Origin of the sequence: Streptomyces sp. NPDC087300 (genome assembly GCF_044744425.1) — a bacterium.
GTDB lineage: Bacteria > Actinomycetota > Actinomycetes > Streptomycetales > Streptomycetaceae > Streptomyces.
In genome coordinates this window covers 1,114,691-1,131,681 of the sequence record NZ_JBIUYI010000001.1, presented here as the reverse complement: position 1 = coordinate 1,131,681, position 16,991 = coordinate 1,114,691, and the positions used below count along the sequence as shown (strand labels likewise).

The window sequence follows — 16,991 nt, the reverse complement described above, 5'->3', positions numbered from 1 at the left end:
TGTGGGAGATCGACTTCAGGGCTGTGGGAGATCTTGTGTGGACCGTACCTGTGGCCTTGTACCCCTGCATCCCGGATGGATTGGTCGTGTGACGTGGTTCACATTTCGCGATCCAAGGGTCGTCAGGCAGGACCAGGAGGGTCAGATTCCCGGGCGGTACCTGATCGGATGGTCCTCGGGGACCTCGACGAGCACGATCCGGCAGCCGTCCGGATCCTCGATCCACATCTCCACCAGCCCCCACGGCTCGCGCACCGGCTCCCGCACCACCCCGACGCCCCGCTCCACGAGCTCGGCGTGCGCCGCCCGTACGTCCGGCACCTGGAGCCAGAGCTGGAGGGCGGGGGACGGCGGGGCGTCGGAGCGCCCCGAGACCTCCAGGAAGCCGCCGCCGAGGAAGTAGACCGTGCCGCGCTCGGGACCCGTGCCGAACTCGCGGTACACGGCGAGCCCGAGCGCCCCGCCGTAGAAGGCGCGCGAGCGCTCCGGGTCGGTGGGACGGAGGAGGGTCCTGCTGCTCAGTACATGCACCATGCAGCCGCACCCTAGTGCCGCGTTAGGCTCGGCGGAGCCGCACGTCGCGCCAGATCGGAGAACAGCGCCATGGACACCGCCCCGCGTCCCACCCCCGCCGACCTCACCTTCCGCGATGCGACCGTCGCCGACGTCGACGTGCTCGTCGCCCTCGTCGAGTCGGCGTACCGCGGGGACTCCAGCCGCACGGGCTGGACGACGGAGGCGGACATCCTGGAGGGGCAGCGCACCGACCCGCAGGAGGTCGCCGACGTCATCGCGGCGCCCCGGACCCGTCTGATGACCGTCGAGTACGACGGCGCCGTCGTCGCCTGCTGTCAGCTCCAGGGCCGGGACGACCACGCCTACTTCGGCATGTTCGCGGTGAGCCCCGCCCTCCAGGGCGCGGGCCTCGGCAAGACGATCATCGCCGAGGCGGAGCGGGTCGCGCGGGCCGAGTGGGGCTCCCGCGCGATGCACATGACCGTGCTGAACGCGCGCGAGGACCTCATCGCCTGGTACGTGCGGCGGGGCTACCGCCGTACGGGAGAGATGACGCCCTTCCCGTACGGCAACGAGCGGTTCGGCCTGCCGCAGCGCGACGACCTGGCGTTCGAGCTCCTCGTCAAGGACCTGGACTGAGCGCGAGGAGACCGCGCACGGGCGGCGCGGGGCGGCTCACGCCGTGAAGCGTCCGGTGCGCTTGATCTCCGGGTAGTCGGTGGTCGCGCCGTCCAGTTGCAGGGCGCGCACCAGGCGCAGATCGTCCTGGGTGTTCACGACCCAGCCGATGATCCGCAGGTCGGCCTTCCTGGCGTGCTCGACGATCTCCAGGGTCAGCCGCCTGATGTTGAGGACCAGCGTCGTGGCGCCGACCGCGGTGGCGCGCTGCACGACGTCGGTGCCGTAGCGGCTGGCGACGAGCGCGGTGCGCACCCCGGGCACCAGGCGGGCGATCTCCGCGATCGCCTCGTCGTGGAAGGAGATGACCTCGACGCGGGAGACCAGATCGCGCCGGTGCATGACGTCGGCGAGGGCGCGCGCGGCCGCGGCGTCCTTGATCTCGGCCTGCAACGGCGCCTTCACCGCGTCGAGCACCTCTTCGAAGACGGGGATGCGCTCACCGCGTCCCGCGTCGAGTTCCCGAAGCTCGGAGAGGGTCTTCTCGGCGATCGGTCCCTTGCCGTCGGTCGTCCGGGCCACGTCGGCGTCGTGCATGACGACGAGGGCGCCGTCCTTGCTCAGATGCAGATCGAGCTCGATGAGATCCAGGCCCGCGGCTTGCGCGGCGATGAAGGAACGGAGGGTGTTCTCGGGTTCGACACCCATGACCCCGCGATGACCGATGGTGAGGAAGTTCAAGGTTCACTCGCTTCCGTCGAGGGCGGCTCGGCGGCCGCACGGCGAGGACGGAGGAACCGCGCGGCTGTCGCAGCCTAACGGCCCGCCTCCGCGATGGAACCGGCCGGACGGGGGTGAGCGGAGTCGTCCGCTCTGGTTCCCACGATGCCGAGGATGAGTCCGGTGATCAGGGCGGCGACAAGGACGGCGCGGGTGCTCACAGGGGCGTTGCTCCGTACGGCGGGGACGGCTGACCCCGTCCGTCCTACTCCTGCGGACACGGTCGGGGCGAGCCGCGTCACCCGGGGGTGGGCGAGTCCCCCACGGGTTGACCGGCCGCGGAAGGGTCCGTTCCGGGCGGTGGTCCCGCCGCGTCGAGATCGGTCAGCATCGCCTCCGCGAGCTCGACCTCCGACTCCAGGCGCCGCACGCTCCAGCGCAGCGCGATGTGCGGATGGGACCACTCCTCGGTGCCCTCCGCGCGGGCCAGCGCGTCCCGCGCCTCCTTGAGGTCGCCCCGGGTCCGCGCGATGTGTTCGCCGACCAGGGCGCGCAGTTGACCGGGGTCGGCGAGGTGACCGAGCCAGACCCGCAGAAGCAGCGGGTGCTTGAGGACGGGCGGACCCGCGTCCGCCGCGCCGCCCGCCCAGGCGGCGAGGGCGGTGCGGCCCTCGTCCGTGATCGCGTACGAACGCTTCGCGCGCGGTTCTTCGGGGCCCGAGCGGCGCGACGAGGCGTAGCCGAGCGCTTCCAGGCGGCGCAGTTCGGCGTAGATCTGGCTGATCGCGGGCGACCAGTAGAAGAAGCGCAGCGAGGCGTCCGCCCACTTCTTGAGCTCGTAGCCGGTCCGCTCCCCGGGGAAGGAGAGCAGACCGAGTACGGCCCAGGCGGTCGGTGGCAGCCCGTCGCCGGAAGGGACTTCATGCCGTGGTGATGTCGTTCGACGGGCTGTCATAGGCCGCATTGAAGTGAACGGCGCGCTCCGTACGCAAGGGGCTGCCGGGCGCGGGCTACAGGCCGTAGCGCGCGGCGGCCTCCCGCACCGTCTCCGGCTTGACCTCGCCGCGCCGGGCGAGCGCGGCGAGTGCGGCGACCACGATCGAGGGCGCGTCGACGCCGAAGTGGCGGCGGGCGTTCTCGCGGCTGTCGGAGAGGCCGAAGCCGTCCGTGCCGATCGAGGTCCAGTCCTGCTCGACCCACGGCCTGATCTGGTCGGGCACGGCACGCATCCAGTCGCTCACCGCGACCACCGGGCCCGGGGCGCCCGCCAGGGCCCGGGTGACGTACGGGACCCGGTCGCTCGCGCCCGTGTCGTGGGAGGCTGCGGCGAGGTTCGCGGCGTCGCAGGCGAGCGCGTCGCGGCGGAGTTCGGTCCAGGACGGCGCCGACCAGACGTCGGCCGCCACCGACCAGTCCGCCGCCAGCAGGCGCTGCGCGTCGAGGGCCCAGTGGACGGCGGTGCCGGAGGCCAGGAGTTGCAGGCGCGGGGCGTCGGCGGGCGCGGACCCGGCCGCCCGGTAGCGGTACAGGCCGCGCCGGATGCCCTCGGCCACGTCGTCGCCGGGCGGCATCGGCGGCTGGACCTTCGTCTCGTTGTAGACGGTCAGGTAGTAGAAGACGTCCTCCGCGTCCGGCCCGAACATCCTGCGCAGACCGTCCTCGACGATCACCGCGACCTCGTAGGCGAACGCCGGGTCGTAGCTGACCGCCGCCGGATTGGTCGAGGCGATCAGATGCGAGTGCCCGTCGGCGTGCTGGAGGCCCTCGCCGGTCATCGTCGTACGCCCCGCCGTCGCCCCGACGGCGAAGCCGCGGCCCAACTGGTCGCCGAGCGCCCAGAACTGGTCGGCCGTCCGCTGCCAGCCGAACATCGAGTAGAAGATGTAGAACGGGATCATCGGCTCGGCGTGGGTCGCGTACGACGTGGCCGCCGCGGTCAGCGAGGCCAGTGAACCGGCCTCCGTGATGCCCTCGTTGAGGATCTGTCCGTCGCGCGCCTCCTTGTAGTAGAGGAGCTGGTCGCGGTCGACGGGATCGTAGGTCTGGCCGAGCGGCGAGTAGATGCCGGCGGAAGGGAACAGCGACTCCATGCCGAACGTGCGGGCCTCGTCGGGCACGATCGGCACCCAGCGCCGACCGGTCTCCTTGTCCCGCATCAGCTCCTTGACCAGGCGTACGAATGCCATGGTGGTGGCGATCTCCTGGCTGCCCGAGCCCTTCTTGAGTGCTGCGAACGCCTTCTCGGCGACGGCCGATCCGGTGACCGGCAGCGGTTTGGCGACGACCTTGCGGGCCGGGGCGGGACCGCCGAGCGCCGCGCGCCGCTCGCGCAGATAGGCCAGCTCGGGGGAGTCCTTGCCCGGATGCGCGTACGGCACCAGTTCGTCGTTCAACGCGCTGTCGGGGATGGGGAGTTCGAGCAGGTCGCGCATGGCACGGAACTCCTTGCCCGAGAGCTTCTTCATCTGGTGGTTGGCGTTGCGCGACTCGAAGCCGGGGCCGAGCGTCCAGCCCTTGACCGTCTGGACCAGGACGACGGTGGGCGCGCCCTCGTGCTCCACGGCGGCACGGTAGGCGGCGTACACCTTCCGGGGCTCGTGGCCGGCGCGCGAGGTGCCGACGATCTCCGCGAGGCGCGCGTCGGTGAGCCGGTCCGTCAGCGGGCGCAGCACGGGATCCGCGCCGGTCAGGTACTCGCGGATGTACGCGCCGTCGCGGGCGGCGAACGTCTGGAACTGTCCGTCGGGGATGCGACCCAACTGCCGTACGAGCGCGCCTTCGGTGTCCTGGGCGAGCAGCTCGTCCCAGGCCGAACCCCACAGGGACTTCACGACGTGCCAGCCCGCGGCGCGGAACTGGCGCTCCAGCTCCTGCACGATCTTGAAGTTGCCGCGCACCGGGCCGTCGAGGCGCTGGAGGTTGCAGTTGACGACGAAGGTGAGGTTGTCGAGCTTCTCGCGGGAGGCGAGCGCCAGGGCGGCGGTCGCCTCCGGCTCGTCCATCTCGCCGTCGCCGAGGAACGCCCAGACGTGCGAGGCCGAGGTGTCCTTGATGCCGCGGTGCTCCAGATAGCGGTTGAACCGCGCCTGGTAGATGGCGGAGAGCGGGCCGAGGCCCATCGACACGGTCGGGAACTCCCACAGCCAGGGCAGCCGCCTGGGATGCGGGTAGGAGGGCAGTCCGGCACCGCCCGCCTCCTGCCGGAAGCGGTCCAACTGGCCCTCGTTCAGGCGTCCTTCGAGGAAGGCTCGGGCGTAGATGCCGGGCGACGCGTGGCCCTGGACGTAGAGCTGGTCGCCTGAGTGATCGGCCTCCTTGCCGCGGAAGAAGTGCTGGAAGCCGACCTCGTAGAGCCAGGCCGCGGAGGCGAAGGTGGCCATGTGGCCGCCGAGGCCCCCGCGTTGGTTGCCGCGTGTGACCATCGCGGCCGCGTTCCAGCGGTTCCAGGCGGTGATGCGGGCCTCCATCGCCTCGTCACCGGGGAAGTCCGGTTCGACGGCGGTGGGGATCGTGTTGACGTACGGCGTCTCCAGCAGGGGCGGGAGGTCGATCCCGCTCTGCCGGGCGTGCTCGGTGAGACGGCGCAGCAGGTGTGCCGCGCGGTCCGCGCCCCCGAACCGGACGGCCCCGTCCAGTGAATCGCGCCATTCGGCGACCTCGGTCGGGTCCTGGTCGGGCAGTTGGTCGAGCTGGGACACGGGTGATCCCCTTTCGCGTACACGCGAGTTCCGTCATGTGGAACATCGGTTCCGTATGGCGAATCTAGGAGCCGATATAGGTGTGGTCAACACTTACTGGTGAGTAGATGAGTGATGATCGATCAATTGTGTTCCGCAGAACCCGCCGGGGCCGCGTAGTTCAGGACGTGCAACTGCACGAGCCGGCCCACGTACGGGTCCTGCCTGCGGAACGCGTCGACGATCGCCTCGTGGTCGCAGGCGTTCTCGTGCGGCTCGGTGCGCAGCCACTTCAGGGAGAGGCGGGTCCACAACTCGATGGCGAGGGACTCCCAGTTGCGCAGCAGCACCTGGTTGCCCGCCGCCCGGACGATCTCCCGGTGGAACTCCACGCCGTGGTGGATCTGCCCGTCCACGTCGTTCGCCTCCGCCAACTCCCGCAGCCTGCCCAGATGGTGTGCCAGGACGGTCACGTCGCCGCCCATCCGGTGTACCGCGAGCTCGGCCGCGAGCCTCTCCAGGGCGGCCCGCACCGGGTAGACCTCGGTGAGCTGGCCCGGCGTCAGTTCCTTGACGCGCATGCCCTTGTTGGGGATCGACTCGACCAGCTGCATGGCCTGGAGATCGCGCAGCGCCTCGCGGATCGGGGTCTGGCTGACGCCGAGCTCCAGGCCGATGCGCCGCTCCACGATCCGGTCGCCGGGCTGCCAGCGGCCGTCGAGGAGTCCTTCGAGGACGAAGTTCCTGACCTGGTCGCTGAGCGGGACGCGCGCCACGGGGGCGGGCACGGAGGGGATGCGGGGCGGTACGTCGGCGGTCATCTGGGCTCTCCGAGGCATGAATGAGTGATGATCGATCATCGCTGGTCTCACGGTACCCGGTGACGGCGCCGAAGGGCAGGGCCAGGGGGGCGGCCCGGCCCTGTCGCGCGGCGGTCATCCCTGACGCGTGCGGCGCCCCCGACTCGCCGCCAGCATCGCCGTGCGGGCCCCTTGGGCGATCTCGTCGAGTGCTACTGCCGGGCTGTAGACCGTCAGCGCCGCCTGCCGTTTGTCGAGGACCAGGGCGTCAGGTGCCGGTGCGGTCTCGCCGTCGTACGCGAGGGCGGCCACCTGGTCGAGGCCGCTGAGCCTGAGCTGTTCGACGCGCTCGGTGCGGAAGACGCGGGAGCGCCGCAGCGCGCCGCCCAGGGCGGACAGGGCGACCCGGGTGCGGGCCAGCGGCGCCTGCGCGTCGACCGTGCGGATGTCGAGAAGACCGTCGTCCATGCGGGGCCGGTGCGTGGGGGCGAGGCCGTCCGGGAGGTACTGGCCGTTGCCCGCGAAGAGCAGCCACAGGACGCGGTCGTGGCCGTCGAGCCTGATCCGCAGCGGCTCGGCCGTGCGCAGGACCTCCACGAACGACACGGCGGCCGCCGGCCACTTGCCGATGCGGCCCTCCAACTTCTCGCGCTTGCGCACCAGTTCCGGATAGAGGCCGATGCTGAAGGTGTTGACGAACCCGGTGACGTCCGCGCCGTCACCGTCGCGCACCCGGGCCAGGTCGATCCGGACGGCCTCGCCGCGCTGCACCGCGTACGCGGTGTCCTCGAAGGTGGGCGTGCCCGCGTCCAGGGCGAAGTGGTTCAGGGTGCCGCCGGGGAACACCGCGAGGGGCAGTCCGGCGGCCGCGGCCCGCAGCGCGGCCGCGTTCACGGTGCCGTCGCCGCCGCAGACACCGAGCACACCGGCGGCGTCGGCCGCCCGCGCCACCGCCTTGTCGAGGACGTCGCCGAGGTCGTCCCCCGGCCCGTGCTCCACGATCTCGGCGCGCGGCAGCAGCAGTTCCAGGTGCTCGCGCGCGGGCAGGCGCCCAGGAACCCCCTTGCCCGAACCGGAGTTGACGACCACGACGAGGCCCTCCCCGTCGGCGAGCGCGGGCGCCGCCACCCGGGTGCGCCGGATCTGCGCGGGCTGGGGGCGCGGCGGCCACCAGTAGCAGCTCACCGCGGCGGCGGCCGCGCCGAGCGCGCAGCCCGCCAGCACGTCGCCGGGATAGTGGACCCCCACGTACACGCGCGAGAAGGCCACGGCTGCGGCGACCGGCGCGAGCAGCGCGCCGTACCGGGGCGCCTCCAGGGCCACACCCGTGACGAACGCGGCGGCCGAGGCCGCGTGGCCGGAGGGGAACGACGACGTCCACGGCGCGCTCGTGAGGCGCCGCACCCTCGGGACCGTGTCCAGGACGGGGCGGTGGCGGCGTACGGCGTACTTGGCGACGGCGTTCGTCGTCAGGGAGGCGAGCGCGAGGGCGCCGACGCCGCGCCACGCGGCACGCCGGGCGGCGGGGCCGCCCGCGACGGCGAGGGCCGCCGCCGTGCCGAACCAGAGGCGCCCGTGGTTCGCCGCGGCGCTGAGCGGCGGAAGCACCTGCTCCGCGCCGGGCAGGCGCGCCGCCGCCACCCGTTCGAACCACCGCTGATCGATACTGCCGATACGTCCCGTCATGATCCCAATCGAACAGGATGGCGGGGCAAAGGCCCAAATTGCTCGCCCGAACGGGTCGCGGCCGGGCGGCCCGCGCCGCCGCCGGACGCCGGTCAGGCCGGGAGCCGGCCGCTGGCTGGCGCGGGAGCGGTCTCACCCGCAGCCTTGGGGTGGCACCCCCGACCGGACGGAGCACGCCGCGATGACGCCGAGCCACCCCCTGGACGTTCAGGTCAAGCGCGTCTACGACCCCGCGTCGCCCGACGACGGCACCCGCGTCCTGATCGACAGGCTCTGGCCGCGCGGTGTCTCCAAGGAGCGTGCGGGGCTCGACGCCTGGGAGAAGGAGCTCGCGCCGTCGACCGAGCTGCGCCACTGGTACGACCACGACCCGGACCGCTACGAGGAGTTCGCCGAGCGCTACCGGCACGAACTCGCCGCACCGGAGCGGAGCACCGGACTCGACCGGCTGCGCACCGTCGCCCGCGCGGGCCGCCTGACCCTCCTCACGGCGACGAAGGACCTGCCGCACGGGCATGTGCGGGTCCTCGTCCAGGTCATCGAGCGGGGCGGAGACCGGGGCGGAGAATAGGGGCGTACGGGTCCCGTGGGGCCGCGTCGCAGTACTCGCCGAAGTGTGTGGAGGTACGTACCGTGCTCATCGATCTCTCGGGCAGGACCGCGCTCGTGACCGGATCGACCCAGGGGATCGGCGCGGCGATCGCCGCAGGTCTCGCCGGGTCGGGCGCCCGGGTCGCGGTCAACGGGCGGTCCGCCGCTTCGGTGGACGCCGCCGTCAAACGCCTCGCGGAGGAGTGCGAGGGCGCCGAGTTCGTCGCGGCGCCCGGCGACATCTCCACCGACGCGGGCGCCGCACAGGTCTTCGAGGCCGTGCCGAGCGCGGACATCCTCGTCAACAACCTCGGCGTCTTCGGCGCCGAGCCCGCCCTGGACATCACCGACGCCGAGTGGCGGCGCTACTTCGAGGTCAACGTGCTGACCGCGGTGCGGATGATCCGCCACTACCTGCGGGGCATGAAGGACCGCTCCTGGGGGCGGATCCAGAACATCGCCAGCGACTCGGCGTTCGCCACGCCCGCCGAGATGATCCACTACGGCATGTCGAAGACCGCGCTCCTCGCCGTCTCGCGGGGCTTCGCCAAGGAGGCGGCGGGCTCCGGGGTCACCGTCAACTCCGTGATCGCGGGGCCGACGCACACCGGCGGCGTGGAGGACTTCGTCTACGAACTGGTCGACCGCGCGCTCCCGTGGGAGGAGGCGCAGCGGAAGTTCATGACCGAGCACCGCCCCCAGTCGCTGATCCAGCGGCTCATCGAGCCTGCGGAGATCGCGCACATGGTGGTCTACCTCAGCTCCCCGCTGGCGTCCGCCACGACGGGCGGCGCGGTGCGGGTCGACGGCGGGTACGTGGACTCGATCGCTCCCTAGGGTCCTTCTGGAGAGTCCTTCTGGCGGACGGGGGCCCACGACGGCCCCGATTTGCCGAAGCGGCAACGATCGTCGTCCCGCGCGCCGGGACCGCACCATGCTCGGGACTGTCGGCGGCCGATCACCGGCCGCCCCGGAGCACCCCAGGAGGGTCCATGTCCGCGACCGCACCCGCCACCCAGGACCGCAGGCACCGCATGGTTCCCTCGCCCGCGGGCCGGATCCATCTGGTCGAACAGGGGAGCGGGCCGCTCGTCCTGCTGGTGCACGGCTTCCCGGAGTCCTGGTACTCCTGGCGCCACCAGCTGTCGGCCCTCGCGGCCGCCGGATACCGCGCGGTCGCCGTCGACCAGCGTGGCTACGGCCGGTCGTCGAGGCCCGCGGAGCCTGCCGCGTACCGGATGCTCGACCTGGTCGACGACCACGTCGCCGTGGTCCGCGCACTCGGCGAGGAGAGTGCGGTGGTGGTGGGTCACGACTGGGGCGCCACCGTCGCCGCGCACTCCGCGCTGCTCCGGCCGGACGTGTTCCGCGCGGTCGGACTGCTGAGCGTCCCCTACACGCCGCCGGGCGGTCCACGGCCGAGCGACGTGTTCGCCCACATGGGAGGGGACGAGGAGTTCTACGTCTCGTACTTCCAGGAGCCCGGCCGCGCCGAGGCCGAGATCGAGCCCGACGTGCGGGGCTGGCTCGCCGGTTTCTACGCCGCGCTGTCCGCCGACACCATGCCGGGACCCGACGCGCCCGACCCGCACTTCGTGAGCCGCGGCGGCCTGCTGCGCGACCGGTTCCCGGCGGGGCGGCTGCCCGGCTGGCTCGGTGAACGGGAACTCGACTTCTACGCGGGGGAGTTCGAGAGGACCGGCCTGACCGGGGCGCTCAACCGCTACCGGAACATGGACACGGACTGGGCGGACCTCGCGGGACACGCGGGCGCGCCGGTCACTCAGCCCGCGCTGTTCGTGGGCGGCGGCCTCGACGCCTCCACGACCTGGCTCGCCGACGCGATCGAGGCGTTCCCCGTCACGCTGCCGGGGCTCCGTGCCTCGCACGTCATCGAGGGCTGCGGGCACTGGGTCCAGCAGGAGCGGCCCGCCGAGGTCAACCGCATCCTGACCGACTGGCTCGCCGGGCTGCCCGGCTGACCTCGTCCCGCGCGGCGCCCGCCGTCAGGGCCGGCTGAACGGCGTGGCCCAGTGCGGGCTGGTGATGACCTCGCGGGACAGGTCGCTGAGCTTCATCCGGTGGGCGCGGGCGTGTCTGCGCAGCCGGTCGAAGGCGTCGTCGACGGTGCAGTCGAGGCGCTCGGCGAGGATTCCCTTGGCCTGCTCGATCAGGACGCGGCTGGACAGCGCGGTCTGGAGTTGATCGCGGTGGGTGCGCGCGCCGCGCAGTTCGGTGCGGTGCGCGAGGCCGATGGCGGCGGCCCGCGCGAGCAACTGCCCCCACTGGGCGTCCGAAGGACCCAGGGAACGGTGCTGGTGGTAGAGGTCGAGGGAGCCGGTGAGGTGCCCCCGGTAGCTGATGGGCAGGGCCGTGACCGCGGTGATCCCGGCGTCCAGGGCGTGCCGGGTGAACGCGGGCCAGCGCACGCGGCTCTGCGGATGCACCATGGGGACGTCGTTGAGCGCCGTGCGGGTGCGCGCGGCGTCGCGGCACGGGCCCTCCTCCAACTCCTGCTGCACCCGCTCCAGTTGCGCGGCGACCAGGTCGGAGGCCGCGGAGCAGGGGGCGACGCCCGGCGGCGCCGTGATGGTGCAGCTGGCCGCGTCGACGCCGGGGACGGCGGCCGCGCTCCTGGCGAGGCGCTCCAGGGTGCGCGCATCCTCCTCGTCCGCTCCCGCCCCGTCGACCAGGACGAGCAGGGCCGCGGCGTCCGAGGGTTCCTGCAGAGGCAGAGACATGTCCTGTTCCCTCACGTGAACTCGGTCGTCCGATGGCCACGGCCCGGCGGAACGTTCGCGCCCGTGCGGTCGCGTCGGCCCGGTCGCGTCGGCCCGGCCGGTGCCGGACGGCCACTTCCCGGAGGGACGCCTGCCCACTCCTACCGACCAGCACACCGGGGAAGGGACGTGCGCCGGAGCGCGGGCGTGGAGGGGCTGTGAAGTCGTGCCGCCCGCAACCACTTCCGGACCGACCGCGGCCACTCTCCGGCGTGCGAGGATCCCTTCCTGCCGGACGTCGGACGCGGGGCACCGGACGCCGGGACCGGACGACGCTGGAAGGTGACGATGTACGCCATATCGCTGGGTGACGACGGGGCGGAGCTGCGCCCGCTGGAACCGTGGCAGGCCGGGGAGTTCCTGGCCCACATGGACCGGGGCAGGGAGTTCATCGGGCGGCACAACGGACTGCCCGACGTCGTCACCGACCTGGAGTCGAGCCGGGCCTACCTCCAGGCGTACGCGGAGAAGGCCGCGGCCGACACGGGGCGCCTCTTCGGCATCAGGGTCGACGGCACGCTGGTCGGCGCGGTGATCCTGCGGACGCTCGACACGGTGCAGGGCACCGCGGAGGCGGGCTGTTGGCTGGAGCCTTCGGCGGTGGGCAAGGGCCTGGTGACGCGCTCGGTACGGGTGGTCATCGACTGGGCCGTCGAGGAACGGGGCGTGCACCGCGTGGACTGGTGGGTCTCCTCGGACAACGAGCCGAGCATCGCGGTGGCCCGCAGGCTCGGCATGACGAAGGAGGGCGTGCTCCGCCAGTCCTACCTGTACCGGGGCAAGCGCCACGACGAGGAGATCTGGTCGGTCCTGGCACCGGAGTGGCGGGCGGCACGGGGGCGTGGCTGAGGGCTCCTCGGGTGGGGCCTGTGGGGCTTGTGGGGCGGAGGGGTCACGTCCTGCCTGTGTGGCTGAGGCCTCGCGCCCCCGCATCCCCGAGGCTTCACGCCCCCTTCGCTCCCCGCCCCGCCTCGGCCTCCGCCCCCGCGATCCGCAGCACCCCACCCGTCGCGGGCTCGCGGCCGTGGCGCATCGACGTGGCCACCAGGAGGCCCGTGAAGGTCACCGCCGACGCGATGCCGAAGGCCAGGGCGTAGCCCGTCTCCGCGTACAGGATGCGGTCCTTGTCGGAGTCGTCCACCACGTACCGGGCGAGGATCGCGCCGAGTACGGTCACGCCCGTCGCCTGCCCCAGGTTGTTGGCGACGCCCATCAGGCCCGCGCCGACCGCCGTGCGCTCCGCGGGGACGGCCTCCACGACGAGGTTGGAGACGCCGACGAAGAAGCAGCCGAAGCCCGCGCCCATGAACAGCGCCGCGAGCAGCAACTGCCAGAGCGCGGTGTGCAGCAGGGCCAGGGTGAGGGTGGTGGCGGTGAGTCCGGCGAGGGCGACCATGAGCGTGTGCCGGGGCCCGCCCCGCCGGGCGAGCAGTCCGCCGAGGGGTCCGCAGGCCGCGCCGATCAGCCCCTGCGGCACGAGGAACACCGCGGCGCCGAGCACGCTCATGCCGAATCCGTACCCGAGTGACGTCGGCGTCTGCACCAGCATCGGCATCGCGAACGCCGTACCGCCGATCGCGAACGCCCCGGCGAACGCCGCGAGCAGCGTCCAGCGCAGCGCGGGCCCGGTCAGCAGCCGGAGGTCGATCAGCGGTTCGGGCGCGCGCAGTTCACGCCGTACGAAGGCCAGGAGCAGCAGCAGCGAACCGCCGAGCGCGGCGAGGGTGGCCGCCGATGCCCAGCCCCACGCCGCGCCCTGCCCGACGAAGAGCAGCAGACCGCCCGCGCCCGCGCCGAGCAGCAGACCCCCCGACACGTCGAATCCGTGCCGCTCCGCGCGCGGCCGCCGCACCGGCGACTCGGGCAGCGTGCGCGCGAACCACGGCGTGAGCACGGCGACGTAGCCGAGCGCGAACCAGAACACCGCCCGGTACCCGAAGGCCTGCCCGAGCGCGCCGCCGGTCAGCGGTCCGACGATGGCGCTCAGCCCGATCCCGGTGGTGACCGCGCCGAGCGCCACCGGCACGACACGGGCCGGGAAGATGTCGCGGATCAGGCCGTACGCGGCGGGCGCCATCACCAGGCAGGTGCCCTGGACGGCGCGGCCGGCCAGGAACACGGGGTAGGAGGGCGCGAGCGCGCAGATCAGCGAGCCCGCGCCGAAGGCCCCCGCCGCGTACAGGATCATCCGCTTCTTCCCGATCACATCGGCGACCCTGCCGAGCAGCGGCTGCGCCACCACCCCCGTCAGGCTCACCACGGTCAGCGTCCACCCGATCGACGGTGTGTCGAAGGCGTCGGAGAGCAGCGGCAACACCGGGTAGACCAGCGTGAGTTCGAGCGCGGTGACCTCGGTGAGCAGGATGAGCGGAGCCAGCAGCAGGGCGTACGAGGTGGGGGAGCGGTCGTCGGGCAGCGGGACGGAGCGCGCGGGATCGGAGTGCATGGCCTGGGTCGCACCACCGCTCGGTCAACTCGTGCGCGGATCAGGGAAGTTCACTGTTTAACGCAGTTGCGTTGAAGGGGCAAGGGCCGCACACTGACCGACGTGGAAGAACCTCGGACCCCCGCCGCCACCAGGATCCGGCTGATCGAGACCGCCGAACGGCTCTTCGCCGAGCGCGGCGTCCACGCGGTGTCGCTGCGCGAGATCGCCGCGGCGGCCGGACAGCGCAACACCTCAGCCGTCGCCTACCACTTCGGTGACAAGAGCGGCCTGGTCACCGCCGTGTACGCGCACCGGCTCGGGCCGACGAACGAGGCGCGGCTGCGCAGGCTCGCGGCACTCGACGCGGAGGGTCGCGGCAAGGAACTCCGGGCGCTGGTCGAGGTGTTCGTGCACCCCATGGCCGAGCGGATCAGCCGCGCCGCTGCCGACCCGGACGCCCCGCCGAGCCACTTCCTGCGCTTCGTCGCCCAGGCCCTGTACGTCGACGGCATCGCGCCGCACGATCTGGCGGCCGAGCCCTGGACGCGCGCCCTGCACCAGTTGCGTCCGCGCATCGACGCCTGCCTCGCCGAACTGCCCGCCCCGGTCCGTGCCGACCGGTGGCGCGTCTTCGTCGGTCTCACGCTGCACACGCTCGCCGACCACGAACGGGCCCTGCAATCGGGCGCGGCCGCCCCCGGGCACCGTACGGACCTGCTGGTGGCGAACCTCGTGGACGCCGCCGTCGCCCTGCTCACCGCGCCCGTCTCACCCGCCACCGGAGCGCTGCTCGTGCGGCAGGATCCGGCGGGCGCCGCGCGCGACCCCCTTCCCCCGGATCCAGGAGGCACCGCGGATGACTGACCCCCGCCACCCCGCAGATCCCCGCCACCCCGCAGATCCCCGTCACCTCGCTGGGCCCCGCCCCGAGCCCGGCGCGCCCGACGTCGTCGTCATCGTCCTCGACGACCTCGGCTTCGCCCAACTCGGCTGCTACGGAGCCGACATGGCCACCCCCCACCTGGACCGGCTGGCCGCCGACGGGCTGCGCTTCAACCGCTTCCACGTCACCGCGATGTGCTCCCCGACCCGCGCGAGCCTGCTCACGGGGCGCAACCACCACGCCGTCGGCATGGGCTTCCTCGTCGACCTGCCGATCGCCCACCCCGGCTACACCGCGCGCCCGCCGAGATCCGCCGCGCCGCTGCCCCGGCTGCTGCGCGACGCGGGCCACTCCACCCTCGCCGTCGGCAAATGGCACCTCACGCCCCGCTGGGAACGCACCGCGTCGGGCCCCTTCGACCGCTGGCCGCTCGGCTACGGCTTCGAGCGCTTCTACGGTTTCCTCCAGGGCGACACCAACCACTACGCGCCGAACCTGGTGAGCGACAACCACTACACCGAACCGCCCGCGGGCCCCGAGGACGGCTACCACCTCAGCGAGGACCTCGCCGACCGCGCGATCCGCATGATCCTCGACCAGCGGCAGGCCACCCCCGACAAGCCGTACTTCCTCTATCTGCCGCTCGGCGCGACCCACGCCCCGCACCACGTGCCCCGCGCCTGGAGCGACGCCTACCGGGGCCGCTTCGACCATGGGTGGGAGCGCTGGCGCGAGGAGACCTTCGCGCGCCAGACCGACCTCGGTGTCGTCCCCGGCGGCACCACCCTCACCCCGCGCCCGCCCTGGATCCAGGACTGGCGCGGCCTGGCCGCCGACGAGCGGCGCGTCTTCGCCCGCATGCAGGAGGTGTTCGCCGGGTTCCTCACCCACACCGACGCCCAGATCGGGCGCCTCCTGGACTTCCTTCGCCGTATCGGACGCCTCGACGACACGCTCGTCCTGGTCCTGTCCGACAATGGCGCGAGCGCGGAGGGCGGCCGCCTCGGCACCCTCAACGAACACCGCTTCACGGCCCGTTCGCAGGACAGCGCGGCCCGCAACCTCGCCGCGCTCGACGACTGGGGCGGCCCCGCGACCTATCCGCACTACGCCTGGGGCTGGGCCTGGGCGGGCAACACCCCGCTACGGCTGTGGAAGCGCTACACCTGGCTCGGCGGCACCCGCGCCCCGCTGATCGCCCACTGGCCGCGCCGGATCCGCGACGCGGGCGCCGTCCGCACCGGGTTCACGCACGTCGTCGACCTGATGCCGACGATCCTCGACGCCTGCGGCATCCCGGCCCCCGACGAGGTGGACGGCGTGCCCCAGCAGCCCGTCGACGGCCGCAGCCTGCTGCCCCTCATCGACGACGCCGATGCCCAACGTCCTGTCCCCACCCAGTACTTCGAGATGCTGGGCTCCCGCTCGATCGTGCACGGCGACTGGAAGGCCACCACGGACCACGTGTCCCGCGGCGTCGCCGACGAGGAGCGGCTGCTGCCCGGCAGCCGCGACTTCACCGCCGACCGCTGGTCCCTGTTCCGCCTCTCCGACGACTTCGCCGAAGCGCACGACGTCGCCGACCAACACCCGGACGTCGTACGGAAAATGGCTGACCTGTGGGACGGGGAGGCCGTACGCAACGACGTGCTGCCCCTGGACGACCGCATGCAGGAGCGGCTGAGTGCGATGATCCCGCCCGCCTGGCCGCCGAGGGCCCGCGCCGTCTATCTGCCGGGCGGCTCACCCGTGCACGACGAGGCGCTGCCGCTGCTCTTCGCCGGCTTCACGCTCACCGCCGACGCGGAGATCCCCGGGGCCGGCGAGGCGTCCGGGGTGCTGTGCGCGCTCGGCGACCTCAACGGCGGCTTCGCCCTGTACGCCCACGGGGGCGCACTCGCCTTCAGCTGCTCGCGGGCGGGTGACCTGGACCGGGTCGTAGCCGATGTGCCGCTTCCCGCGGGCAGGCACCTGGTGGGGGTGCGGTTCGACGCCGCCGGGCCCCAACAGGCCTCTGAGTACGGGGTGTTCACCCTCATCGTGGACGGCGCGGACGTCGCTTCGGTGCCGCTCGGCGGGGCGTTCCCCTTCACCTTCCAGCACGGCGGCGCGGGCCTGCGCATCGGGCACGACAGCGGCCTCGCGGTGGACACCGTGACCTACCAGCCGCCGTACCCGTGGCGCGGCACGCTGCACGAGGTGGTCATCGACACGACGGCCGCACACGCGGCCGACGCGCCCCGACGGTCCGTCGACGACGAGATGCGGGACGCGCTGCACAGCGACTGACCA

The 16,991-nt window shown here is 72.8% G+C and carries 16 protein-coding genes; 7 read left to right on the top strand and 9 right to left on the bottom strand.

The window, feature by feature from the left end; translation table 11 throughout:
• Nucleotides 1-141: 141 nt before the first annotated feature.
• Nucleotides 142-534 (bottom strand): VOC family protein, encoded by a 393-nt coding sequence (locus tag ACIO9J_RS04530; protein WP_401992346.1) that lies wholly within the window; start codon nt 532-534, stop codon nt 142-144.
• Nucleotides 535-603: 69 nt separating this feature from the next.
• On the opposite strand from ACIO9J_RS04530, the gene ACIO9J_RS04525 reads away from it, so the two are divergent.
• Nucleotides 604-1,155 (top strand): GNAT family N-acetyltransferase, encoded by a 552-nt coding sequence (locus ACIO9J_RS04525; RefSeq protein ID WP_401992343.1) that lies wholly within the window; start codon nt 604-606, stop codon nt 1,153-1,155.
• 36 nt (nt 1,156-1,191) lie between these two features.
• Here ACIO9J_RS04525 and ACIO9J_RS04520 read toward each other — a convergent pair whose 3' ends face one another.
• The 6 genes from ACIO9J_RS04520 to ACIO9J_RS04495 form a co-directional block, all read right to left on the bottom strand.
• The gene (locus ACIO9J_RS04520; RefSeq protein ID WP_401992340.1) at nt 1,192-1,875 is read right to left on the bottom strand and encodes a glycerophosphodiester phosphodiesterase; all 684 of its coding nucleotides are present in this window, start codon (nt 1,873-1,875) and stop codon (nt 1,192-1,194) included.
• Between the two features lie 74 nt (nt 1,876-1,949).
• Nucleotides 1,950-2,075: a hypothetical protein gene (locus tag ACIO9J_RS04515; protein ID WP_401992337.1), complete on the bottom strand. Its 126-nt coding sequence runs from the start codon at nt 2,073-2,075 to the stop codon at nt 1,950-1,952.
• Between the two features lie 77 nt (nt 2,076-2,152).
• The gene (locus ACIO9J_RS04510; RefSeq protein WP_401992334.1) at nt 2,153-2,809 is read right to left on the bottom strand and encodes a PadR family transcriptional regulator; all 657 of its coding nucleotides are present in this window, start codon (nt 2,807-2,809) and stop codon (nt 2,153-2,155) included.
• A 55-nt stretch (nt 2,810-2,864) separates the two neighbouring features.
• Complete coding sequence (gene aceE, locus ACIO9J_RS04505) at nt 2,865-5,552, bottom strand: pyruvate dehydrogenase (acetyl-transferring), homodimeric type (RefSeq protein ID WP_401992331.1); 2,688 nt, start codon at nt 5,550-5,552, stop codon at nt 2,865-2,867.
• Nucleotides 5,553-5,674: 122 nt separating this feature from the next.
• Nucleotides 5,675-6,352, bottom strand: coding sequence for a GntR family transcriptional regulator (locus ACIO9J_RS04500; protein ID WP_401992328.1), 678 nt, complete (start codon nt 6,350-6,352; stop codon nt 5,675-5,677).
• A gap of 114 nt (nt 6,353-6,466) precedes the next feature.
• Nucleotides 6,467-8,017: a bifunctional phosphatase PAP2/diacylglycerol kinase family protein gene (locus ACIO9J_RS04495; protein WP_401992325.1), complete on the bottom strand. Its 1,551-nt coding sequence runs from the start codon at nt 8,015-8,017 to the stop codon at nt 6,467-6,469.
• Nucleotides 8,018-8,198: 181 nt separating this feature from the next.
• Between ACIO9J_RS04495 and ACIO9J_RS04490 the strand changes: the two genes are divergently transcribed.
• The 3 genes from ACIO9J_RS04490 to ACIO9J_RS04480 all read left to right on the top strand — a co-directional run bounded on the left by ACIO9J_RS04490 (nt 8,199) and on the right by ACIO9J_RS04480 (nt 10,590).
• Complete coding sequence (locus tag ACIO9J_RS04490; RefSeq protein ID WP_401992322.1) at nt 8,199-8,588, top strand: DUF488 domain-containing protein; 390 nt, start codon at nt 8,199-8,201, stop codon at nt 8,586-8,588.
• Nucleotides 8,589-8,650: 62 nt separating this feature from the next.
• The gene (locus ACIO9J_RS04485) at nt 8,651-9,445 is read left to right on the top strand and encodes an SDR family NAD(P)-dependent oxidoreductase (protein WP_401992319.1); all 795 of its coding nucleotides are present in this window, start codon (nt 8,651-8,653) and stop codon (nt 9,443-9,445) included.
• A 155-nt stretch (nt 9,446-9,600) separates the two neighbouring features.
• The gene (locus tag ACIO9J_RS04480; RefSeq protein WP_401992316.1) at nt 9,601-10,590 is read left to right on the top strand and encodes an alpha/beta fold hydrolase; all 990 of its coding nucleotides are present in this window, start codon (nt 9,601-9,603) and stop codon (nt 10,588-10,590) included.
• A gap of 24 nt (nt 10,591-10,614) precedes the next feature.
• On the opposite strand, the gene ACIO9J_RS04475 is transcribed toward ACIO9J_RS04480, so the two are convergent.
• The gene (locus ACIO9J_RS04475) at nt 10,615-11,349 is read right to left on the bottom strand and encodes an ANTAR domain-containing protein (RefSeq protein WP_401992313.1); all 735 of its coding nucleotides are present in this window, start codon (nt 11,347-11,349) and stop codon (nt 10,615-10,617) included.
• A 327-nt stretch (nt 11,350-11,676) separates the two neighbouring features.
• Here ACIO9J_RS04475 and ACIO9J_RS04470 point away from each other — a divergent pair, with 327 nt between their 5' ends.
• Nucleotides 11,677-12,237 (top strand): GNAT family N-acetyltransferase, encoded by a 561-nt coding sequence (locus tag ACIO9J_RS04470; protein ID WP_401992310.1) that lies wholly within the window; start codon nt 11,677-11,679, stop codon nt 12,235-12,237.
• 94 nt (nt 12,238-12,331) lie between these two features.
• Here the strand turns inward: ACIO9J_RS04470 and ACIO9J_RS04465 are convergent, their stop codons facing one another.
• A complete protein-coding gene (locus ACIO9J_RS04465) occupies nt 12,332-13,834 on the bottom strand; it encodes an MFS transporter (RefSeq protein WP_401992307.1) in 1,503 nt (500 codons plus the stop codon).
• 102 nt (nt 13,835-13,936) lie between these two features.
• On the opposite strand from ACIO9J_RS04465, the gene ACIO9J_RS04460 reads away from it, so the two are divergent.
• Both ACIO9J_RS04460 and ACIO9J_RS04455 read left to right on the top strand, forming a co-directional pair.
• On the top strand, nt 13,937-14,680 hold the full coding sequence (locus ACIO9J_RS04460; protein ID WP_401992304.1) for a TetR/AcrR family transcriptional regulator: 744 nt from the start codon (nt 13,937-13,939) through the stop codon (nt 14,678-14,680).
• On the top strand, nt 14,673-16,988 hold the full coding sequence (locus ACIO9J_RS04455; RefSeq protein WP_401992301.1) for an arylsulfatase: 2,316 nt from the start codon (nt 14,673-14,675) through the stop codon (nt 16,986-16,988). The genes ACIO9J_RS04460 and ACIO9J_RS04455 overlap by 8 nt, the downstream gene beginning before the upstream one ends.
• The last annotated feature ends 3 nt before the right edge of the window (nt 16,989-16,991 follow it).